Source organism: Bacillus cereus group sp. BceL291, assembly GCF_051776705.1.
GTDB lineage: Bacteria > Bacillota > Bacilli > Bacillales > Bacillaceae_G > Bacillus_A > Bacillus_A cereus.
In genome coordinates this window covers 54,767-78,670 of sequence record NZ_JBPWAP010000018.1, presented here as the reverse complement: position 1 = coordinate 78,670, position 23,904 = coordinate 54,767, and the positions used below count along the sequence as shown (strand labels likewise).

Below are 23,904 nucleotides of genomic sequence, written 5' to 3'. Positions count from 1 at the left end.
GGAAAATAGCGGGATCAAATTCAAGTCAGGCATACTTTTCATCTGCACTGACTACTAAATTTCATCTTCCATCAAAAAAAGAATCCAGAATGGATTCTTTTTATTTTCTGAAAAATATTTTTTGACAATACACATAACTCATATAAACACCAAAGCTCTGCAAAATGAACAATGCCGGCATAATTACATTGTAATATGCCATATCTACTTGAAAGAGCTTTAACAATACGTAGCCACTAATTAAAAATAAGAACAACATATATCCCTCATTTTGTTGTTTCTTAATAAGGAAGTGTAATAGAGCTATAGTCATAAACAATGTTACGGCTATATATATCAGTTTTTCACATTTGAAAAGAATAGAATTTACCCCTTCATCTGAAAACTGATTTATCATCGGCTCTAAAAGTTTAAATCTTTCTCCCTCAATCTCTTTTAACTTTTGATCAATATGCTCTGTTACACTTTGATTTTTCGATATTTTTTCTTCATGTTGCGTCTTTCCAATTAAAACAGATTGAACATACGTCTCATTTGAAATCGTATATTGTGACAATCCCATTGCCTTAATTCCATAATTCACACTAAAATGGGCACTATAAAATAGAATAAGTATCCCTATCATTTTTAGTAACACCTTTTGTTTCGTTGCTGATTGAAATACTTCGATTAATAATACATATACCGTAATAAAAATAGGAAGAAATAATCCCATTGGGAAAACCATATTACTAAATGCAAATAAAATCGCTGAAAACACCCACATATAAGGATGATCTAATCCTTTATATAAAAGTATGTAACAAGCAAAATAAAATAAAAATATTGCAAGTGATTCAGGAGTTAATACGGAACTCATGAATATATTTGGAATATACAGAGCATAAAAGATAGAAGCAATACGACCGCATTCTTCTCCAAAAACCATTCCCGCAATACGATAAATAAATAATGCTGTTCCTGTGCAAAATAGCATATTAAATAGTTGTAAAGCGAATAATGAATCACCAAATATACGAATAATTACCGACTCATATATAATAAAAGGCAAATGAGTTACAGTCCCTATATTATTACCAATTGCAATCTGCTTTGCAGACTCATACATCACTTTCATATCACCAATTATTGGAGCATCTACAAATAACAGCATACTAACCCTCACAACTATAGATATACTTATAAGAAAAATAAGAAATTGTTTATCTGTAAAACGATATTGTAGAATTGATGCCACTAACAAAATAAGTATGATAAAAATTGCTAATATGATTGTTACACTTGTTGTACTTCCTCCAAAAAATTGCTTACTTGTCTCAAATGCTGCCCAACAACTATAAACAAAAAATGCGAGCATCGCACCGATTGTAATTTTATTGAAGAAAGATGAAAAATTTGTTTGTATATGATTCATATGTCCATTGCACCTCTATTTCCATTCATAACAAAACGATTCTATCATGAATGGGTACACGGCTGATAGGGAATTTCTATGACAAATACATAGTCATTACTTTTTACTTGCAATGTAAGCGAATCCTCTTTTACACTACATTTTAGATAAAATAAATTTTCTTTCAGTTACATGAATACAAATACAGAAGTTTAAATAATCCTCTTTTGGAATACACTTTACTTCATTAAATATCTAATATGAGTAATCTGCTTACACATATTATTCTGATTGAAAACAGACTATAGGGGCTGAATATATGGAAAAGAAATTCATGCGAGAATCTAAAGCAATTAAGACAACACGTGTTTTTCCTAACGATTTAAATAATCACCAAACACTTTTTGGAGGGAAATTATTAGCAGAAATTGATAGTATTGCTTCAATTGCGGCTGCAAGACATAGTCGTAAACATTGCGTAACAGCATCTATTGATTCAGTTGATTTTTTAACTCCAATTCACCAAGCTGATTCTGTTTGTTATGAAGCATTTGTATGTTATACAGGGAAATCTTCAATGGAAGTTTTCGTAAAAGTAATCGCAGAAAACTTATTAGCAGGCGAGCGTAGAATTGCTGCTACTTGCTTCATTACATTTGTGGCAATAAAAGATGGAAAACCTTCATCCGTACCACAAGTACTTCCTGAAACTGAAGAAGAACATTGGTTACACACAACCGGTTTAGAACGCGCGGAAAACCGAAAAAAGGGACGTTTAAAAAGTAAAGAGATGGCTGAAGTTTTAACTTTAAGTAAGCCATGGAATATATAATACGATACTCTCACTTCATACATGCACAGGTTTATTTCATCCTTGCATGTATTTTTTATTGTAAAAAATTCCACCTCTTATCTTTTATTTACTGTTTGTCTCCTAAAATAATCCACCAGTTTTTCCTTTATTTTGCTATACTATTAATGGTATATTAGATAAGGTTCGTTTAAAAATAACTATAATATAATTAAGTATATAAGGGATGGTGCGATAATGTCTATTGAGGTACCAATTTCAATACCAAAAACGTTAATTATTATTCCTGCGTATAACGAGGAAGAAGCAATTGCAGATACATTAACAAGATTATTAAAACTAAAACAGCATTTTACAGAATTAAGCATTTGCGTTATTAATGATGGATCACATGATAAAACAGCTCAAATCGTAAATGATTTTCCTGTTCACCTTGTGAACTTACCATATAACCTAGGTATTGGCTCAGCTGTACAAACTGGTTATAAATACGCTTATGAGAATGGATATGATATTGCGATTCAGTTCGATGCTGATGGGCAACATAATCCTGATGATTTGTACAAAATTATAAAACCTATTGCTGAAGACCAATGCGATATGGTGCTAGGTTCACGTTTTACAGAGAAAACAGCCTATAAAGGTAGTATTTCTAGAAGAATTGGTATTTTTTATTTTACTGCTCTACTGAAAGTACTAACAAAACAAACCTTTATGGATCCAACTTCTGGGTATCGTGCTATCAATAGAGAAGTAATTAAGATTTTTGCACATAATTATCCAAAAGATTATCCAGAACCAGAAGTCCTTATTCATTTAAAAAAGAAAAAATTACGCATTAATGAAATATCCGTAAATATGCAAGAGCGTCAAGGGGGACAATCTTCTATCACACCTCTTAAATCTGCATATTACATGATTAAAGTAAGCCTTGCTATATTGATGCAAAAAATTGTGAAAGGTTGATAATAAATGCCTATAATTACCTTTTCATTTATCTTCATTCTATTATTATTTTTATTAATTATTAATTCCATTCGTCGTGGAGCTTTAGAAACTAAATATGCTATTTTATGGATTTTTGTTTGTGTTGCAATGGCTATTTTAAGTTCTACTGAAAAAATTATAAATTGGATTGGCCAACTATTACACGTAGAATATCCTCCATCTGTTTTATTCTTATTTGGACTATTATTCTGTTTCATATTAATTTTTGACTTAACAAGAAAAATTTCTAAATTACATCATCAACTTGTAACGTTAACGCAAGATTATGCGTTATTAAAACAAAAATTAAAAGTAACGCAACCTGAAACCGATAAAGAATAGTTTTCTATTTAAATATGAATATATACAAAAAAACATCTTAATTTTTTAAAAAAATTAAGATGTTTTTTATTGCAAACTATTTTTTTCTAATTAATAATTTACTAATTTTCATAACAGTTGCCACGGTCCCAACTCCAATTATAATAAATAAGAATGGTATTAACGGTAATGCATATCGTTCATATGCAACATAAAAACATGTTAAAGCTGTTTGCAATAAAAGGATTGACCATAAAAATGTAGTCTCTCTCCACCTTTTTAAAAGGAAAATAAATGAAAGTACTGTACATATTAAAAACGTCGTCTTAATAAAATTATATATTTCATTCATATCCTTTGCAGAAACATTGAATACTTCAATATTATGCTCTATAGAATAATACGGTTTTTTCCAAAGAATTTCTGGCTTCAAAACTAAATAACTCTCTATCATAGATTCCTTATCAGTTTTCCACCATTCCTTCATTTTATCAATCGCTATTTTTTCTTCTAATTCCATAAATTCATGTGCTTCAAGATTAGGGTATTTTGCATGTAACTCTATTTCAAGTTCCCCCATATCCTTACCTTCTGGGTAACCTTTCCCTTGATACGTTCCAAGTAATAACGGATTCCCTGCCCCAGCAGTTAGTGGGATAAATTTATCAAATTGAATGTAATTGCGAGCCCACCATGGTCCAAGTACGATAAGTCCTATTCCTATGCTTATAATCGCTTGCTTCATCATAATACGGAATGGGTAGCGTTTCATTAAAAGATACCCAAATAGTAAGATTGGATATAAGGCAATTTGTACACGGAGGTACAGTGCTAAAAAGTAGAAAATTAATACAATCAGAAGATGTTTCGTTTTATGAGTATCAGCTAATTTTAAACTCCAATATACTAATCCTAATGAAAGGAATAGAAACGGTCCTTCTGTTAAAGTTAAATTTTCCATAACAATCTCTGGAGGATACACAGCTAATAAGAAAGCACCTATTAATCCTGCAGCAGAATTCAATAAATAAGTGCCAATCTTATAAGTTAGCAAAATACTAAGTACCCCTAATAGGATAATAATTAATTTTGCTACAAAAAGACCTTCACTGCCATTTCCAAAAAAATAAAATACAACAGCTAATAAAGCTGGAAAACCCGGCATAATATGAATCGTTGGTTTATCTGGTTCATGATATGTTAACATCCCTGTTTCCAATAAAATATTTGCCGTTTTTTGATAACCTATATCATCGCTAGCTATAGATAGATCTGCACCATGTGTTTGTAAAGTTGCAAAACGAAGTGCAAAACCGACTATCATAATAATCCCTAAAAGGATTATATTAGATTTGCGAGTAAATCGCCCTAACATCTCATCTTCTCCCTTCAGATACATAATTTTCAAAATATATTTCTATATTTTTACAACACAATACGTTCTATAATAAATACTTTTTATACAAAGTACAACAATAGAAAGTTGATTTACAAAGTTTATATGCGTTAAACTTATACAGATGTTCTTGTAATCTTCTTCCTTCCAAAAGGCTTGTATATATGATGCAAGACATAAAAAACTTGAGGAGATAAAAATTCTATGATGGAACAAAAGCAACTTGTTTCTGTTGTCATACCCCTGTATAACACGGAAAAATATATTGAAGAAACGATGCAGTCAATACTAGATCAAACATATAAAAACATTGAAATTGTAATTGTAGATGATGGAAGTAAAGATCAATCACCTTCTATTGTGAAAAACCTTGCTGAAAAATACCCAGGGCAAGTAAAATACGTTCATCAAAAAAACCAAGGTGTTTCGGTAGCCCGTAATACAGGTATCGAAAATGCTAGCGGAGAATATATCGCTTTCCTTGATAGTGACGACTTATGGCATCCAACTAAAATTGAGAAACAAATCGAGAGTATGCATAAAAACAACATGGACGCGTGCTATTGTGGTTATATGAATTTCTACGAAGAAACAGGCGAGAAGGTTGAACATACAACAAACTTTATTAAAGGTGATATGGCAAAAGCATTCCTAACACATCAAGTTGTTGCTCAAACAAGTACTTGGATTTTCAAACGATCCATCGTAATGGATCATAACATTCGTTTTACACCAGGATGTAGTTGGGGAGAAGATTTAGAGTTTTTATTTAAACTTATGAGTTTGACAAATGTATGTTATGTCGATGAATACTTAACTTATTATAGAATCTTATCAGAAGGAAATCTTTCTTCTAAGTATAAAGATTATGAATTAAAAACAACAAAAGAGCTAGAAGTATTCAATCGTATGAAAGATTGGGTACATAATAAATCTCAAGACTTCATTACGAAAGACCCTCAGTCACTGATTGAGATTCTTGAGACTTATTTATTCCCTTATACAGTCATCAATAACGCTTGTATATATATTAAAGAAAACTCTCGATTAGATAAATCACAAGTTCAATTAATCAAAAAAGATATAAGGAAATATTGCCGTAAAATCTATTCAAAGAATGGAAAGCGTAGTAAAAAACTATATGCAATGCTTTGGTTTGTACGAATTAAATTTCTGTTTTCTTAAACTGAAAATATAACGATACTCTCTCTTTCTGTGAACAAATTAAATTTACAAATAGGACAAACTAACCGGGTCCTAAAGAATAGAAAGGTCTTTTCTCATGAAAACAAATAAAATTCTAAAAAACGCATCCTACCTCTTTGTAGGAAACATTACTGTCCGCTTTGTACTGGCTATTGCAACAATTTTCTTTGCAAGATATGTTTCTCCAAGTGATTACGGTATGTTTACAACTGCGTTAGCAGTTTCAGCTGTTATTTGTTACTTTACAGATGCAGGTTTAACACATACGTTTATGCGTGAAGGAACGAGAAGCGATGCTAATATTAGTGTGCTAATAAGTAGTTATTTACGTATTCGTTTAATATTAGCTATCGTAATTTCTGTACTTTTCGCTATTTTTGCCCAGTTCTTCTATCCCGATGCTTACTTACGTGCGATGGTATATTGGGTTGTCCTACCAACAATGTTCGGAGCAACCTTACAAGGTGTTGGTATGGCTTACTTCCAAGTAACAGAACGCATGCAATTTACAGCTATTATTTCTGTACTACAAGGTGTAACAGCTGCTGCTGCCCTATTACTAGGGATGTCTTTCCAATGGTCACTTATGATGGTTGCTGCCATGTACGGGGTATCTAGTCTTGTAACAGGTGTTATCGCCTTTATAATGACAATACGTTACACGAAAGTCCATAAGGGTTGGGATAAAGGCATTTTAGATCAACTACTTATTTTCACGATCAACGGAATCATTATTATGCTCTTACCACAATTGGGCCCTATTATATTAGAAAAGGTTTCAACATATAAGCAAGTTGGATTCTTTGGTGCTGCATCTAAAATACCTGCTGTACTATATCAAATACCTGGAGTAATTGCAGCTGCTTTTTATCCAAGACTTTTTGCTTTTGGTAATGAGAAAAATATTGAAGAACATAGAAAATTATCAAGTTTTGAATTAAAACTTATGTCTTTTTTAGGAATGGGAATTTCTATCCCCTTTATTGCTGATCCAAGTTTCTGGATTGTTAGTTTATTAGGAGAAAAATACGCTCCCGCTGGTGACGCTCTTGCTATTCTAGCGTTTATGGTTATTTTACAATCAATTAACTATCCACTAGCCGATAATTTAACAACGATTGGCCAGCAATGGAAACGTGCAACAACAATGACTATTGGATTAGTTGTTGCCATCATAGGTTATATTGTATTAGGTAGTAAATATGGAATGATGGGGGCAGCTGCCGCAGCCATCATTACCGAAATTACACTATTAATTGGATTTACCCTCTTTATTCGTAAAGGCATGCAATTATTAGTTAAAGGAATTATATTTAATTCCTTAGCCTTTATTATTAGTTACGGTATATACCGAATTGCATTAATCAACTTACCACCATTAGTTGCTTTAACTCTTACTGGTATACTATACGGTATAATCGGAATTGTAATTGATCCTCAAATACGTGGATTCGTTTTAGGATTTATAAAACAAAAGATTATTCGCAAACATGCTTAAAAGCAAAAAGCTTTTCCTATTTAAAAATGGAAAAGCTTTTTGCTTTTTTATATACCATCATTTTTCTTCAGTAAAAAAATGCTATATATTCCAGCTCAAATTGACTTACTTTCTGAAAATGCCTTATACTAAATTACATGTAAACTATGAACTTCAACGCTTGTAAAAATATATATGCTTCAACAAAAATATATATTTTCTCATGTTAAAACTAAAGAACACACCTTTAAAAATTGGTGTGTTTTTATATGCTACCTAAAAACTAGTTGCTACATGTAACGACTTTCAAAGGAGGATTATCAATTTTTATGAGCATAAAGCCGAATAATAAATTCTTTTCCAAGAAAACAATAATAATTATGCCAATATTATTATTGTGCGCTTTTGCTTTTCATTATTTCTTTTTAACATCTAATCAAGCCTTTTCTGGTACAGGGGATGCGTTACGTCAATTTGGTTTTTTTACGTTTCTTCTACAACATGCCTTTAAAGATGGCAACCTTTTTTGGTCTTTTGATTATGGATTAGGTGGAGATTTATTTGGAGAGTTTAGTTATTATTACAGCACATCACCGTTTTTCTGGATTACACTGTTACTACCTAAACTAAGTCTTGAGCAAGTATATGACGTGAAATTATACATGAGTATTTTAAAAAACTTTTTAGCTATGGTATTCATGTATGGTTCTTTACGTTACCATAATAAAACAGCATTCTCATCTTTTGTTGCTGCTATTATATATGGTGGTTGTATTACTTTCATCCGCCACTCTTTACTATGGGATTTCATGGCTGATGCCATTGTATTTTTACCATTAGTAATATGGGGACTTGATAAATATATTATTGAAAAGAAGCGCGGACTTTTCCTAATCGCTGCTACTTTAATGTTAGCATCAAACTTTTATTTTGCTTTTATCACAAGTATTTTCATATTTATTTATGCATTATTCCAATACTTTGCGACACAACAAAATAAAACGATTGTCTCTTTTCTAACTTATTATATTAGAATCGGTTTATTGTATGGATTATCACTCGGTTTAGCCGCCGTTTGCTTCCTCCCATCAGTTAATGCCGTATTTAGTGCTGATCGACTATCAAAAAAGTTTGAGATACCATTATTATTTGAAGATAAATTTTATAAAGATTTAATGGAAAATATTTTCTTCATGTATAATGCTGAAAATCATCAATTAGCTTTACCAGCTTTAATTTTATTCTTAATCGTATTTGGAATGTTTATACGTGATAAACTCGTTAAAAATAAAGTATTCTTTACGTTATTCATGTTCATTCTGTTTATGCTTCCATATACATATTCTGTGTTTAATGGTTTTTCAGCAATGCAATCTAGATGGTTCTATTTATTTGTATTTGTAATTGCCCAAACAATTGCATACATTCTAGATTGGATGATTATTCATAAGAAAGACTACAAATTACCTTATTTAATAAGTTTATTAGTGTCTATTGGATTATTCATTTATGCATTTTATAGAAAAGCAAATATAAATGTAACTGATAAACCTTTACAAGACGTTGATAACATTTTACTCGGAACTGTCGTTCTTTCTGTTATTACAGTATGTTTATGGCGTTATATTTCCAAACCTTTCATACAATTTTTAGTTGTATTGAATGTACTCGTTAGCACAATTTCTATGAATTATATGTATGCGAATAATATACTTAGCACCGTTTACGGACAGAGCCAGATTTCAACTGAAAAGTTACACGAACCAGGCTATGATAATAAAGAAGAAATTGCTGCAATTCGCTACATACAAGAAAATGATAAAGACTTTTATCGTATTCTTAATCCATATAGCGAATATAACACACCAATGCTACAAGGATATCATGGCGTAAGTACGTATCAAAGCTTAGTTAATTATTATGTCCATGACTTTATGAAAAATAAATATGGTGTATTCCAAATGTACGATACACCTTCAATGTTTTATCAAGCTGATAGTCGACTACTACTCGAAAATATGCTAGGTATAAAATATCGCGTATTAAGTGCTGATACAGATTCAAAGAATGTACCTTATGGATATAAACTATTACAGCAAGTAGGACCATATAATATTTACAAAAATGACTATGCTTTACCGTTAGGATATGTATATGATTCGGCTATAAGTGAAGAAGAATTTTCTAAATTAAACTTCGCTCAGCGTGATCAATTATTATTACATGCTGTTGTCGTTAATAATACAAAAGAATTTTCATTAAACCATTTTAATAAACAAGACCTCAAATCAAAGGCAGTATCTATTAAAACGGAAAAAGCAAAATTCGAAAACATGGAAAAACAAGAAAATAAACTAATTGTTCATGGCTTTGGAAATATGATTGTACCTATCAATTATCCTGATACACCTGGTGATCTACTGATAGAATTAAAATTAAAAAATGCAGGCACATTCAATGCAACTGTTAATGGAAAAACGATAGGAAAAGGGGACGATGCTGGTGCATACTCTTATCCGTTAGAAAGGTTTGTTTACAATTTGGGCAATGAGCGTCCAGAAAACCTAACTATCTCTATTGATATGGCAGGTGAGTATGAATTAGGTGACTTGCAAGCAAATATTGTAAACTATGAAAGTGTACAAAAAGAAACAAAAAAACTAACTGAAAATAGGCTTGAAAATATTTATTATAAGAACAATTATTTAAAAGGGGATATCAAATCAAATAAAGACGGGCTCTTATATTTATCTGTCCCATATAGTAAAGGCTGGACTATAAAAATTGATGGAAAAGAAACAGAATTTACGAAAGCGAATTCTGCCTTTATCGGTGTTCCCATTACAAAAGGTTCACATGTAATCGAAATGACTTACGTTACACCTTACTTCAAATTAGGTATGATTATATCAATCATCTCACTAATTATCTGTATAGCTTTACTAATTTTCAAAAATCCAAAAGCACGACGAAAATTTTCTTTTAAAAAGCAATAATGAGCAATCAATGAATCATGAATCTATCCAATTGGATAGATTCATATAAAAACGCATAACATTGTTTTAACCCACTACAAACAAGGAGTGTCAAAAATGACTCTTTCAATCGTTGTACCATGCTACAATGAAGAAAAGGTGCTTCGAGCCTTTTATTCAGAGACTTCTCTTGAAATTCATAAATTAACTACCGATTATGAATTTGTTTTTGTTAATGATGGTAGTAAAGATGATACTTTAAATATTTTACGTGATTTAGCTAGTTCAGATTCGTCAGTACACTACATATCATTTAGTCGAAACTTCGGAAAAGAAGCTGCAATGTTAGCTGGTTTAAAATATGCTACAGGCGATGCAATTGTTATTATGGATGCTGACTTACAACACCCTCCTACGTTAATAAAAGAACTGTTAGAAGGATATAACGACGGCTACGACCAAGTCATTGCAAAAAGAACAAGAACTGGTGATTCACCCGTTCGCTCTTTCGTCTCTCGTCTTTACTATAAAGTGATGAATAAATTTGTAGATATTGAATTAGTAGACGGTATTGGTGACTTTAGACTTTTAAGTCGAAGAGCAGTAGATTCTTTATTATCTTTAAGTGAATACAACCGATTTTCAAAAGGCTTATTTTCTTGGATCGGTTATAACGAATTAATCATTGAATATGAAAATGTATTACGTTCTGATGGAGAAAGTAAATGGACCTTCTCGAAATTATTAAATTACGGAATTGATGGTGTAATTTCATTTAATAATAAACCGTTACGTCTATCTATATATCTCGGATTACTAACAACCATTTTAGGACTTTTATACGTAATCACTACGTTCGTTCAAATCATCCTTGGTGGTGTGGAAGTTCCTGGTTACTTTACTCTCATTTCCGCTATACTATTTATTGGCGGTATTCAACTCATATTCCTAGGTGTTATTGGTGAATATATCGGTCGTATTTATTATGAAACAAAACGTAGACCGCATTTTATTGTAGCTGAAAAGAAAGTTAGTGAAGTTAAACAAAAGGCATAACCAAAAAGTTACTTCTGTAGGTAGAAGTAACTTTTTTATATACTAACATTTACAAACACTTCTTTTGAAAAAATATACATTTTGAAATGATGGCATTATATGAAAGAATTTAGTATCATGATTCAAGGTACTATTTCAAGTTGGACGGAGGATACTATGAGCTTATTAACAGTTGAAAAATTAGGACATACATTTGGTGATCGTACATTATTTAAAGATGTATCTATGCGATTATTAGCAGGTGAGCACGTTGGATTAGTTGGTGCAAACGGTGTTGGTAAATCAACATTCATGAATATCATTACTGGTCAGCTTATTCATGACCAAGGTCGTGTAGAATGGACACCGGGCACACATTACGGCTACTTAGATCAGCATACTGTTTTAACGCCTGGACGTACAATCCGTGACGTACTAGCGGATGCATTTTTACCGTTATTCGAAAAGGAAAAAGCTTTAAATGAAGTTACAGAAAAAATGGGAACTGCTACACCAGAAGAACTAGAAGAACTTCTTGAACAAATGGCAGAAATACAAGATGCACTTGAAGCAGGTGGTTTCTATTTACTAGATATGAAAATTGAAGAGGCTGCACGTGGTCTTGGAATTGATGCTATTGGTTTAGATCGTGATGTTTCAGCACTAAGTGGTGGACAACGTACAAAGGTATTGCTTGCAAAGCTATTACTTGAACAGCCAGAAGTATTATTGCTTGATGAACCTACTAACTATTTAGACGTTGAACATATTCATTGGTTAACAAATTATTTAAAAGAATACCCACATGCATTCTTATTAATTTCTCATGATACGGAATTTATGAACAAATGTGTTGATGTTATTTTCCATCTAGAATTCACAAAAATGACACGCTATACAGCGACATATGAAAAATTCCTAGAACTAGCAGAAATCAATAAAAACCAACATATAAACGCTTATGAAAAGCAGCGCGAGTTTATCAAAAAGCAAGAAGACTTCATTGCAAAAAACAAGGCTCGTTATTCAACGACAGGTCGTGCAAAGAGTCGTCAAAAGCAACTTGATCGCATGGAACTTATTGATCGCCCAGAAACAGCAATTAAACCTGAATTCTCATTTAAAGAAAGTCGCGCAAGTAGTCGCTTCGTCTTTGAAGGTGAAAATGTAGAAATCGGATATACACATCCGCTACTACCAAAGCTATCAATGACGATCGAACGTGGTGAAAAAATTGCTATTGTTGGATGTAACGGTGTTGGTAAATCAACGTTACTAAAAACAATCTTAGGTAAAATTAAGCCTTTAAGCGGTAAAACAAGCCTTGGTGACTTCTTAGAGCCTGCATACTTTGAGCAAGAAGTTAAAGCTGACAATATAACACCAATTGATGATGTATGGAATACATTCCCTGGTTTAGACCAGCATCAAATTCGTGCGATGTTAGCAAAATGCGGATTAAAAAATGAACATATTTCTCGCCCATTAAGTCAATTAAGTGGTGGAGAACAAGCAAAAGTTCGTTTGTGTAAGCTAATGGGTGAGGAAAGTAACTGGCTACTATTTGATGAGCCGACAAACCATCTTGATGTTACAGCAAAAGCGGAACTTAAGAAGGCTATGAAAGCATATAAAGGAACAATCCTCCTTGTATGTCACGAACCGGACTTCTATGAAGATTGGATTACAAAAGTTTGGGATGTTGAAGAATGGTCTCAAAATAGTAAATAGTCTTTAAGAAAAAACTCCTTGTGTAAACAAGGAGTTTTTTACTTATTTTTATTAAGAATTTTTTATATTGTAGTATCCTATAAGTCGTAATCGAAATTCTTTTAATTCCGGATACGCCTCTAAATTTGCTAACATACCTCTAATTACTGGAATTCTTGGATTAAGCAATCGTATTTCCGCCTCTAAAACATCTAACGTTACTAACAACTCATCATCCTCTAATTGATCAGCTAAACTACGCTTAAATACAATAATTTCTTTTAAAAAATGCTCTTTAACTTGTTCCTTAATAAGCTCTGATTTACAAAGGAATTCTCCAAGCTTTTCTTCATGTAAAATAGGTTCTTCCGAAGATTCTACCAAGCCATCTACTAAATGATCTACTCTTTTTAAAATAAAAGCAGCGACATACGATAAGTCAATTTCTGGTGCTTGTAAAATAATTAATTCTAAATAACCACGGCATATGCCTTCTACTATAATTACTAAATCCAATAAATATGGCATAACCTTTTCACCATAAATGGACAATAAACTATTCCGATAAAATGCATGAGACTCTAACTTCATCCGCATCATAAATTCTTCTACTTCTTTATTAAACGGAATTGCATTTTCTCTCGCATGCATAATAATAAATTCTTTATGCTTTTGTATATCATTAAACTGACAATGTAATTGTTTTGCAAATTTTTCACGTGGTAATAAAGACTCTTGTTCAATATCCAGCATTTTCTTTTGGATTTTGTCATAATAATATCGAAGTGTCGCTAATAAAAGCTCATCTTTCGATTTAAAATATAAGTAAAAAGCTCCCTTAGATATACCACTAGCTGTCACAATTTCCTGCACTGATGTCGCATTTACACCCTTAGTAGCAAATAACTTCATAGCCGATTCTATAATTAAACGCTCTTTTTCTTTCATATCTTCTCTCCTAAATTTAATCTCGCATCTTATTATAAATGTATTATACCATCCCTTTTTATTGACGATTGACCGAATGGTCAGTTATATTATGTATTAGACTGACCAGTTGGTCAATATAATACAAAGGGAGCGCAAACATGAACAAAATCATCAATTTCTCGTTAAAAAATAAGTTCGCAGTTTGGCTACTAACCATTATTGTTACTATTGCGGGGATCTACTCTGGACTCAATATGAAGCTGGAAACAATTCCTGATATTACAACACCGATTGTGACAGTAACTACGGTCTATCCTGGTGCTACACCAGAAGAAGTAGCTGATAAAGTTTCAAAGCCGATGGAAGAACAACTACAAAATTTAAGCGGTGTTAACGTTGTGAGTTCATCATCTTTTCAAAACGCATCTTCTATTCAAGTAGAATACGATTTTGACAAAAATATGGAAAAAGCAGAAACAGAAATTAAAGAAGCTCTCACAAATGTAAAACTCCCAGAAGGTGTTAAAGATCCTAAAGTTTCACGAGTAAACTTCAATGCTTTTCCCGTTATTTCGTTAAGCGTAGCAAGCAAGAATGAATCTTTAGCTACTTTAACTGAAAATGTAGAAAAAAATGTTGTACCGGGATTAAAAGGACTTGATGGTGTTGCATCTGTTCAAATTGCTGGTCAACAAGTAGATGAAGTACAGCTCATCTTTAAGAAAGATAAAATGAAAGAACTAGGACTAAGTGAAGATACTGTAAAAAATGTGATTAAAGGATCGGATGTATCTTTACCACTTGGCTTATACACATTTAAAGACACGGAAAAATCAGTTGTTGTAGATGGCAATATTACAACGATTAAAGCATTAAAAGAACTTAAAATCCCAGCTATACCTTCCTCACCTAACGGTCAAGGTAGTCAAAATGCTGGCGCTGGTGCACAAACGCCACAAATGAATCCAGCCGCTATGAACGGGATTCCAACAGTTACATTAGATGAAATTGCTGACATTAAAGAAGTTGGGAAAGCAGAATCCATTTCTCGAACAAATGGAAAAGAAGCAATTGGAATTCAAATTGTGAAGGCCTCTGATGCAAATACAGTTGATGTTGTAAATGCAGTAAAAGATAAAGTAAAAGAACTTGAGAAAAAGTATAAAGACTTAGAGATTATTTCAACATTCGATCAAGGTGCACCTATTGAAAAATCAGTAGAAACAATGCTGAGCAAAGCAATTTTCGGTGCTATCTTTGCGATCGTTATTATTATGCTGTTCCTACGAAATATTCGAACAACGTTAATCTCTGTCGTTTCAATACCACTTTCTTTATTAATTGCTGTTTTAGTCATAAAGCAAATGGATATTACGCTTAACATTATGACACTTGGAGCAATGACCGTTGCTATAGGCCGCGTTGTCGATGACTCAATTGTTGTTATTGAAAATATTTACCGCCGTATGTCGTTATCAGAAGAGAAATTGCGCGGAAAAGATTTAATTCGTGAAGCTACGAAAGAAATGTTTATCCCAATTATGTCTTCTACCATCGTAACAATTGCTGTATTTTTACCACTTGGACTAGTAAAAGGTATGATTGGTGAAATGTTCTTACCATTCGCCTTAACTATCGTCTTCGCTTTATTAGCATCATTACTAGTAGCAGTTACAATCGTACCGATGCTAGCTCATTCCTTATTTAAGAAAGAGAGCATGAGGGAAAAAGAAGTACATCATGAAGAAAAACCAAGTAAATTAGCAAATGGGTATAAACGCATACTTGCATGGGCTTTAAATCACAAAATTATTACATCAAGTATCGCTGTCCTTCTATTAGTTGGTAGTCTTGCACTTGTACCAGTTATCGGTGTAAGTTTCTTACCTTCTGAAGAAGAAAAAATGATTATCGCAACATACAACCCCGAACCAGGTCAAACGTTAGAAGACGTTGAAAAAATTGCAACAAAAGCTGAGAAGCACTTCCAAAATAATAAAGACGTCAAAACAATTCAGTTCTCATTAGGTGGCGAAAACCCAATGAGTCCTGGTCGATCAAACCAAGCAATGTTCTTCGTGCAATATGATAACGACACGAAAAACTTTGAAAAAGAGAAAGAACAGGTCGTTAAAGATTTACAGAAGATGTCTGGCAAAGGCGAATGGAAAAACCAAGACTTCGGAGCAAGTGGCGGTAGTAACGAAATTAAACTATACGTTTACGGAGATAGCTCAGAAGACATTAAGCCTGTCGTAAAAGATATTCAAAATATCATGAAGAAAAATAAAGACTTAAAGGATATTGACTCTAGTATTGCAAAAACATATGCAGAGTACACTTTAGTCGCAGATCAGGAAAAGCTGAGTAAAATGGGCTTAACGGCTGCTCAAATTGGAATGGGACTTTCTAATCAACATGATCGCCCTGTTCTGACAACAATTAAAAAAGACGGTAAAGATATCAATGTATATGTAGAAGCTGAAAAACAAAATTATGAAACAATCGATGACTTAACAAATCGTAAAATTACAACACCACTTGGTACTGAAGTGGCTGTGAAAGATGTTATGACTGTAAAAGAAGGTGAAACTTCGAATACAGTGAAACACCGCGATGGCCGTGTTTATGCAGAAGTAAGTGCAAAACTAACATCTGATGACGTTTCAAAAGCATCTGCCGCTGTTCAAAAAGAAGTAGATAAAATGGATCTTCCTTCTGGCGTAGATGTTTCTATGGGCGGCGTTACAAAAGATATTGAAGAATCATTTAAGCAACTTGGCTTAGCGATGTTAGCTGCGATTGCCATTGTGTACTTCGTTCTTGTCGTTACATTTGGCGGTGCCCTTGCACCATTCGCAATTTTATTCTCGCTACCATTTACGATTATCGGAGCTCTTGTTGCCTTATTAATCTCCGGTGAAACATTAAGTGTGTCTGCAATGATTGGGGCGCTTATGTTAATCGGTATCGTTGTAACAAACGCAATCGTGCTTATCGACCGCGTTATTCATAAAGAAAATGAAGGACTATCAACACGTGAAGCTTTATTAGAAGCTGGTGCAACACGCCTTCGTCCAATTTTAATGACTGCAATTGCAACAATTGGTGCTCTTATCCCGCTTGCATTAGGATTTGAAGGTAGTGGCTTAATTTCTAAAGGACTTGGTGTAACGGTAATTGGTGGATTAACAAGTTCAACGTTATTAACACTTCTTATTGTTCCAATCGTTTATGAAGTATTAAGCAAATTTAAAAAGAAAAAAACAAAATAACAAAAAATAACCTCGCTAACTGCGAGGTTATTTTTTATTTCCAAACAAGACTAGAAAATCACCATAGCCTTCTTTCTCTAATTCCTCTTTTGGAATAAATCGAAGGGCTGCAGAATTAATGCAGTAACGAAGTCCATTTGGTCCTGGACCGTCTGGAAATACATGCCCAAGATGTGAATCTCCTCCCTTACTTCTCACTTCTGTACGCGTCATATTATGACTCACATCCATCTTTTCTTTCACACTTGCTGACATAACTGGTTTTGTAAAACTAGGCCATCCACATCCACTATCAAATTTGTCTAGAGAAGTAAATAGCGGCTCACCTGAAACGATGTCTACATAAAGACCTTCCTCTTTATGGTTCCAATACTCATTTCGAAATGGTGGTTCTGTACCATTTTCCTGCGTTACATAAAACTGCATCTCATTGAGTTTTTCTTTTAAATGAGCATTATCCTTTGGCCAATGTTGCTTAATAAAAGCATCTCGTCCTGAGCCTTTACGATATAACTCATAGCGGAATGTGTTTTTCTTATGATATCCTTGGTGATATTCTTCAGCTGGATAAAATGTAGCTGCTGGTAGTATTTTTGTCGCAATTGGTTTTGAAAAGCGCCCACTCTGCTCAAGTTCTTCTTTTGAGGCTTCTGCTTTTTTATGTTGTTCTTCATTATGATAAAAAATCACTGTTTCATAAGACTGTCCGCGGTCGTGGAATTGTCCTCCAATATCGGTCGGATCAATTTGTCTCCAATATATATTTAACAATTCCTCATACGACATTTTATTTGCATCAAATGTAATTTGTACCGCTTCATAATGTCCTGTTGTTTCTGAGCACACTTCTTTATACGTTGGGTCCTCTTTATGACCGCCTGTATAACCTGAAATAACCTGTATAATGCCCTCCATCTCTTCAAATGGAGAAACCATACACCAGAAACACCCTCCAGCAAATGTAGCTAACTCTACCTTTTCATTTACAGCCATTACTTCACCCCTATTCTATATTCTCCTTACAGTATGGCATAAGAAACATAATGTTATAAAAGAAAAAGCATCGAACATCGATGCTTTTTCTTACTTCACTTTATTTTTTCCAACATCCTTCTCCATTTCATCACTTGTCACGTCTAAAACATCTAGTAAGAAAATGAAGATTGGAATACCGATAATCAGTCCCCATACACCTAAGAAGTGCTCTGAGAAAATTAATACCATAAAAGTATAGAAAATCGGTAAATTTGTTTTTTGCGACATAAACTTCGGATTTAATACGTAACTTTCAAGCGCATGAATCACTGTTACGATAACTAAAATATAAACAACGTACATAATACCGCCAATATTGTAAGCAATCATACAAAGTGGGAATAACGAAATGATAACCCCCGCTACTGGAATTAATCCAAGCAAGAAAATCATTAATGCTAAACCTAATAATTGCGGGAATCCTAATATCCATAATGCGATAACTGAAAGAACACAGTTAACAATAGCAATTAAAAATTGTGCTTCGATTACCTTTCCAAATGAACGTGCAAATTTCTTTCCGAAGTACTCAATTTCAGTATAGAAAATTGCAAGCCTGCTTTCTTTAAACTTTGCAGTAAAACCAACAATACGAGATTTTTCTAATAAGAAAAACAAACTCAAAATTAAAGAAAGTAAAACCTGAAGGCCAAATTTACCAACATTCGTAATCGATTTATACAAAATGTCTACGCCTTGTCCTACATATTTAGAAAGCTCCATATGATTGACAGCATTAACTGCATACTTAATTAGTTCACTATCTGGTGGGTTTCTTAAAAATACATTGAATTGGTAAATCAGTTGTGAAATTTGTATCGTCAATACTGGTAAATATTTAAATAGCGTAATAGCAATTCCACCAATTAACATTACATATAGAAATGCTATAATAATTTTTCGATTAATAGGCATGAAATGATCTAATTTGCGGGAAATAAACTTTTGGAATCGATCCATTAAATACGTGAGAATAAACGTAATTAATATTAAATTCAACATACTTTGCAGCCCGTATAACACGAGAGCAAGTATTACTAATACGAGTAACCTCTGAAATCCTTTACTTTGAAACAGGTTTTTTATTTGCATAATCGACGAATACTCTCTCCTGTCCTATAAACTAAAACGTTAATAAGTAGATTTCTCTCTCTTTTCTACTTTTAATTATTCATTCATATTAAGATTTTTATAAACTCATTATATGCCTACCTTAACAGGTATATAGTAGCTTACTTCTTATTTTACAATACAATGACCTAATTCAAAACGTATTCTACATAGTATTAATGAAGATTTAAGGAAACTTATATTTTTTTAAATAGGTCTTACCACTACTGTAACATAAAAAGCAAGCTATCAGTAGAAATCTGTCCTACAAATAGCTTGCTTTTCTTGTTTTTTAAGTAAGTTTTACTATCCAATGAATGGTATGAACATTGGGATGACAACTACTGTTACAACCCCAACTACTGTTACAGCAATACTTGCCATCGCTGCCTCTACCTCACCCATTTCAATTCCTACCGCAACTCCTAATGCATGACCCGCTGTTCCAAGTGCTAAACCTTTTGCAATCGGATGTTTCACTCTAAATGTTTTTAAGAATAATGCTCCTAATGCGTATACGATAACTGCGTTGAAAATAACTGCAAACGATGTAATTGCTGGAATACCACCAATACTTTCTGAAATTGGTAACGCAATTGCTGTTGTTGCTGCTTGTGGTAGCATTGAATTCATTACTGCTGTATCTAAACCGATTGCTTTTGCAACAATGAACACGACAATTACTGAGCAAATAGATCCAACCACGATAGCTGATAAAATTTGCCACCAATATTTTTTCAACTTATCAACTTGTTTATAGAGTGGGATAGCAAATGCAATTGTTGCTGGCTCTAAGAAGAAACTAATCATTTTTCCGCCAGTATTATATTCTTCAAAAGTAAAGTTACCTACCTTTAGAAAGACAATCCCTAATACCATCGCTACGAATAATGGTGTAAATAGGAAGAACCCTTTTGAATGCTTGAATAATAATGTTCCGATTCCGTATGCGATTAATGAAACGACGATTCCGAAATATGGAGTCATTGTGCTTGCCATGTTCATTACCTCCTAACAATATATAAATGCAATGGTTACGCAACCTTTCCGTGCTTGCGTCCTTTATTTACTATTTTCAATTCTTTTGTATCTTCTGTTTCTTTTTCATCTTTTCCTAAAATAAATTGTGCAAATAACCCTGTTACAGCAAGTAAAATAACTGTTGCTACAACAATTACAGTTAAAATTTGTACAAAGTATTGCCCCATTACACCAAGAGAATTAATAACTGAAATACCTGATGGGACGAATAAGAATCCAATAATACCTGTTAAAGCTGTTCCGAGTGATTCAACTTGCTCCAATTTAATAACTTTTAAACATAATAGACTAAATAAAATAACTAACCCGATTACCGATGAAGGCATTGGAATTGGTAAATGTGTTGCAATAATATTAGAAATTAACATAATAGCTGAGAATATGAATGCTTGTGATAAGAAACTATATACTTTTTTCGTACTCATTTTGGCCACCTCTTTCGATTTGGTACCTTTATTGTATAGGATACAAACGTATAAGTGAGCGTTTACATAACAGAACGTCAAATATACAGAATCAGTTACAAATATAAAAGGATGAAATACAAAAGCTGCTTCTTAAATACGAAGCAGCTTCTTGAGTTCTTTTGCATATGTACGGCTAACAGGTACTTTCGATCCTTCTTTCATGATTAAATTATAAGTAGAATTAAACCATGGCTGAATTTCAGTAATATGATTAATATTCGCAATAAAGCTACGGTGTACGCGCATGAAGCTTGCTTGTGGTAACTTCTTCTCTAAAATTACAAGTGTATCATGTGTTACATACGTTTCCCTCGTTGTTTTTACTGTTACTTTCCCATCTACAAGCCCTACATATATAATATCTTCAATATTCACAAGTACGATTGATTCTTCAATTGGTAATGCTAATTTATGCATCTCTGCTGTTACATCTGTCCCCTTTATTTCGTGCTTCGTTTCTATTTGCGCTTGTTTTTGTTTTTTATACTTCTTTAATGTCTGCACAATACGCTCTTCATCAAATGGTTTTAAAATGTAGTCTAACGCATCTACTTCAAATGCTTGCAGCGCATATTGATCATAGGCAGTAGCAAATACAATTGCAGGTGGATTTTTCATCTTCTTTAATATATTCGCGATTTCAAATCCGTTATCATCGGATAATTGAATATCTAAAAACACAATATCTGGTCTACTTTGCATTAGTTCTTCTAATGCGTCTTCCACACAATCAGCCTCACCAATTATCTCAACTTCTTTCGTTCTCTCTAATAAATACTTTAGTTCATCACGTGCTAACATTTCATCGTCAACTACTAATACTTTTAACACCCGGCTCTTCCTCCCCTACTTTTTTTGGAATAATAAAGGTAATCTCCGTCCCCTTATTTAATTCACTTTCAATATGAAGCATCGTTTCTTTCCCAAATAACCCAATAAGACGTTCATTAATATTATATAAAGCTGTTCCAGTCCCTTTCTTTGACGAAACTACCATCTTTCCTAATTGTTCTAAACGTTCTTCCTCAATTCCCTGTCCATTATCTTTTACTTCAAAGTGAACCATACCCTCTTTTTCAAAAACATGCACTTCCACTTCGCATACTGGTTGCTTCTTCGGAAAAGCATGTCGCAATGCATTTTCAACCAATAGTTGAAGAACAAATGGTGGTACTAAAGTTGTCTTTAGCTCATCTTCAATATACATCTTTACCTCATACTTATTTGGGAACCTTGCTTGTTCTAGTGATAAGTATGCCTGTACATGGTTTAATTCTTGTTCTAGTGGAATCAATAACTGACGTGCCCCTTGCAAATTACAACGGAAATATACGCTAAGCTGTAATAATAACTTCCTTGCTTTTTCTACATCTGTTCGACATAAAGCTGATACTGTATTAATCGCATTAAATAAAAAGTGTGGGTTAATTTGCGCTTGTAATGCTTTTATCTCCGCATCTTGAAGTAATTTACTTTGCAACTCAGCTTCTCCTAACTCTAACTGCGTGGAGAATATTTTTGCTAACCCTTCTGCTAATTCCTCTTCCACACGACTTAACTGGTTAGGATTTTTGAAATAGAGTTTTAATGTCCCTATCGTATTTCCATGCGAAGTTAGTGGAATTACAATCGCCGCTTGCAAAGGGCAGCCTTCATGTTGACAATTAATAACCTCACGTGATTTCGCTTTCATTATTTTCCCTGTGTTTAACACTTCTTTCGACAAACCGGTTATTAAACTATGTGAAGGAATATGGTGATCTGATGCTAATCCAACATGAGCTAATATTTTCTCTGTATCTGTTAAGGATACCGCATCTGTTCCTGTAAAACGGTGAATAATTTGTGCCACATGCTTACATGATTCTTCTGTTAAGCCTTGGCGGAAATACGGTAACGTTTTATCTGCAATACGTAATACTTTATGGGTCTGAAGTGCCTTTGCATTCTCCTCCAGACGCAAAATAGCTTGTATCATAGAAAGTAAAATAAAACTTCCAAAACTATTTACAAGAATCATTGGTATCGCTATTGTTTTCACAACGCTAATTCCATCCTCTATAATTAATAAAATCATTAGCATTTCTAAAGATACGATAAAAACACTTAAAACTGCTGAAAACTTAGGAGTAATTGTACGATTATATTTTTTGAAAATATATCCAATATAACCAGTTATAATCCCCGCTAAAATAGAAGAGATTGCGCAGCTTAGCGCTGTCGTACCACCAAGCATATAACGATGAATACCAGCAATAAATCCTACTCCAACCCCTACGATAGGGCCACCAAGTAAGCCGCTAATACCGACACCCATAATACGCGTATTCGCAATTGTACTTGACGAAGAAACACCTTGTAACCAGTTTTCATTCATAATCGTATTTCCTGCTATTTCAATCCCAGTGTAATTGCTTACAATTGTAAATACCGAAAAAATACAAATAAGCTTCAGCTTATCTACATAGCCATCCTGTTTATGAAGGAGGCGTCTGAAAGTTTTAATATGAGAGAGTAAAAATCCTAAAATAACTATAAGTCCGACTCGTTCAATCATCATGAGTACTAAATTTAGCATCTTTGATTCATTCCTTTTTATTTAGTTAGTTTTATTATGGGAAAATAATGAAGTCGGCGTCAAGAAGAACGAAATATTTTTTGAAATATTTTACACATAATAACTTCCTCTTTATTTGACAATACAATAGAAGAGTGCTAAAAATAAAGTAATAATA

Annotated in this window: 18 protein-coding genes; 9 read left to right on the top strand and 9 right to left on the bottom strand. The window is 33.1% G+C overall.

The genetic code is table 11. The features are described from left to right. Nucleotides 1-100: 100 nt before the first annotated feature. Nucleotides 101-1,414: an ArnT family glycosyltransferase gene (locus ACS2CR_RS14165; protein ID WP_153602648.1), complete on the bottom strand. Its 1,314-nt coding sequence runs from the start codon at nucleotides 1,412-1,414 to the stop codon at nucleotides 101-103. A gap of 298 nt (nucleotides 1,415-1,712) precedes the next feature. Here ACS2CR_RS14165 and ACS2CR_RS14160 point away from each other — a divergent pair, with 298 nt between their 5' ends. From ACS2CR_RS14160 to ACS2CR_RS14150, 3 genes are all read left to right on the top strand, one after another. Next, a complete protein-coding gene (locus ACS2CR_RS14160) occupies nucleotides 1,713-2,225 on the top strand; it encodes an acyl-CoA thioesterase (RefSeq protein ID WP_000412120.1) in 513 nt (170 codons plus the stop codon). A gap of 216 nt (nucleotides 2,226-2,441) precedes the next feature. Further along, nucleotides 2,442-3,170 (top strand): glycosyltransferase family 2 protein, encoded by a 729-nt coding sequence (locus ACS2CR_RS14155; RefSeq protein WP_000021476.1) that lies wholly within the window; start codon nucleotides 2,442-2,444, stop codon nucleotides 3,168-3,170. 6 nt (nucleotides 3,171-3,176) lie between these two features. Continuing rightward, entirely contained in the window at nucleotides 3,177-3,533 is a 357-nt protein-coding gene (locus tag ACS2CR_RS14150) for a DUF2304 domain-containing protein (protein WP_001121767.1), read from the top strand. 76 nt (nucleotides 3,534-3,609) lie between these two features. On the opposite strand, the gene ACS2CR_RS14145 is transcribed toward ACS2CR_RS14150, so the two are convergent. Further along, entirely contained in the window at nucleotides 3,610-4,887 is a 1,278-nt protein-coding gene (locus tag ACS2CR_RS14145; protein WP_000901470.1) for a glycosyltransferase family 39 protein, read from the bottom strand. Between the two features lie 225 nt (nucleotides 4,888-5,112). On the opposite strand from ACS2CR_RS14145, the gene ACS2CR_RS14140 reads away from it, so the two are divergent. The 5 genes from ACS2CR_RS14140 (at nucleotide 5,113) to ACS2CR_RS14120 (ending at nucleotide 13,332) form a co-directional block, all read left to right on the top strand. After that, a complete protein-coding gene (locus tag ACS2CR_RS14140; RefSeq protein ID WP_000970520.1) occupies nucleotides 5,113-6,093 on the top strand; it encodes a glycosyltransferase family 2 protein in 981 nt (326 codons plus the stop codon). Nucleotides 6,094-6,190: 97 nt separating this feature from the next. Then, on the top strand, nucleotides 6,191-7,612 hold the full coding sequence (locus tag ACS2CR_RS14135) for an oligosaccharide flippase family protein (protein WP_053513760.1): 1,422 nt from the start codon (nucleotides 6,191-6,193) through the stop codon (nucleotides 7,610-7,612). A 308-nt stretch (nucleotides 7,613-7,920) separates the two neighbouring features. Next, a complete protein-coding gene (locus tag ACS2CR_RS14130) occupies nucleotides 7,921-10,587 on the top strand; it encodes a YfhO family protein (protein ID WP_053513758.1) in 2,667 nt (888 codons plus the stop codon). Nucleotides 10,588-10,683: 96 nt separating this feature from the next. Beyond that, a complete protein-coding gene (locus ACS2CR_RS14125; RefSeq protein ID WP_000175827.1) occupies nucleotides 10,684-11,622 on the top strand; it encodes a glycosyltransferase family 2 protein in 939 nt (312 codons plus the stop codon). Nucleotides 11,623-11,778: 156 nt separating this feature from the next. Further along, nucleotides 11,779-13,332, top strand: a complete 1,554-nt coding sequence (locus tag ACS2CR_RS14120) for an ABC-F family ATP-binding cassette domain-containing protein (RefSeq protein WP_000055410.1) — start codon at nucleotides 11,779-11,781, stop codon at nucleotides 13,330-13,332. A 51-nt stretch (nucleotides 13,333-13,383) separates the two neighbouring features. Here ACS2CR_RS14120 and ACS2CR_RS14115 read toward each other — a convergent pair whose 3' ends face one another. Then, nucleotides 13,384-14,259 (bottom strand): TetR/AcrR family transcriptional regulator, encoded by an 876-nt coding sequence (locus ACS2CR_RS14115; RefSeq protein ID WP_000659645.1) that lies wholly within the window; start codon nucleotides 14,257-14,259, stop codon nucleotides 13,384-13,386. Nucleotides 14,260-14,399: 140 nt separating this feature from the next. Here ACS2CR_RS14115 and ACS2CR_RS14110 point away from each other — a divergent pair, with 140 nt between their 5' ends. After that, complete coding sequence (locus ACS2CR_RS14110) at nucleotides 14,400-17,516, top strand: efflux RND transporter permease subunit (RefSeq protein WP_053513756.1); 3,117 nt, start codon at nucleotides 14,400-14,402, stop codon at nucleotides 17,514-17,516. A 27-nt stretch (nucleotides 17,517-17,543) separates the two neighbouring features. On the opposite strand, the gene msrB is transcribed toward ACS2CR_RS14110, so the two are convergent. The 6 genes from msrB to lytS all read right to left on the bottom strand — a co-directional run bounded on the left by msrB (nucleotide 17,544) and on the right by lytS (nucleotide 23,747). Further along, the gene (gene msrB / locus ACS2CR_RS14105; protein ID WP_053513754.1) at nucleotides 17,544-18,509 is read right to left on the bottom strand and encodes a peptide-methionine (R)-S-oxide reductase MsrB; all 966 of its coding nucleotides are present in this window, start codon (nucleotides 18,507-18,509) and stop codon (nucleotides 17,544-17,546) included. A 90-nt stretch (nucleotides 18,510-18,599) separates the two neighbouring features. Continuing rightward, the gene (locus ACS2CR_RS14100; protein WP_053513752.1) at nucleotides 18,600-19,643 is read right to left on the bottom strand and encodes an AI-2E family transporter; all 1,044 of its coding nucleotides are present in this window, start codon (nucleotides 19,641-19,643) and stop codon (nucleotides 18,600-18,602) included. Between the two features lie 324 nt (nucleotides 19,644-19,967). Further along, the gene (gene lrgB / locus ACS2CR_RS14095; protein ID WP_000168868.1) at nucleotides 19,968-20,660 is read right to left on the bottom strand and encodes an antiholin-like protein LrgB; all 693 of its coding nucleotides are present in this window, start codon (nucleotides 20,658-20,660) and stop codon (nucleotides 19,968-19,970) included. Between the two features lie 35 nt (nucleotides 20,661-20,695). Beyond that, nucleotides 20,696-21,127, bottom strand: a complete 432-nt coding sequence (lrgA, locus tag ACS2CR_RS14090) for an antiholin-like murein hydrolase modulator LrgA (RefSeq protein ID WP_053563271.1) — start codon at nucleotides 21,125-21,127, stop codon at nucleotides 20,696-20,698. 132 nt (nucleotides 21,128-21,259) lie between these two features. Beyond that, entirely contained in the window at nucleotides 21,260-22,000 is a 741-nt protein-coding gene (locus ACS2CR_RS14085) for a LytR/AlgR family response regulator transcription factor (protein WP_000921841.1), read from the bottom strand. Then, the gene (gene lytS, locus ACS2CR_RS14080; RefSeq protein ID WP_153602649.1) at nucleotides 21,978-23,747 is read right to left on the bottom strand and encodes a two-component system sensor histidine kinase LytS; all 1,770 of its coding nucleotides are present in this window, start codon (nucleotides 23,745-23,747) and stop codon (nucleotides 21,978-21,980) included. Before lytS ends, ACS2CR_RS14085 begins: the two co-directional genes overlap by 23 nt. Between the last annotated feature and the right edge of the window lie 157 nt (nucleotides 23,748-23,904).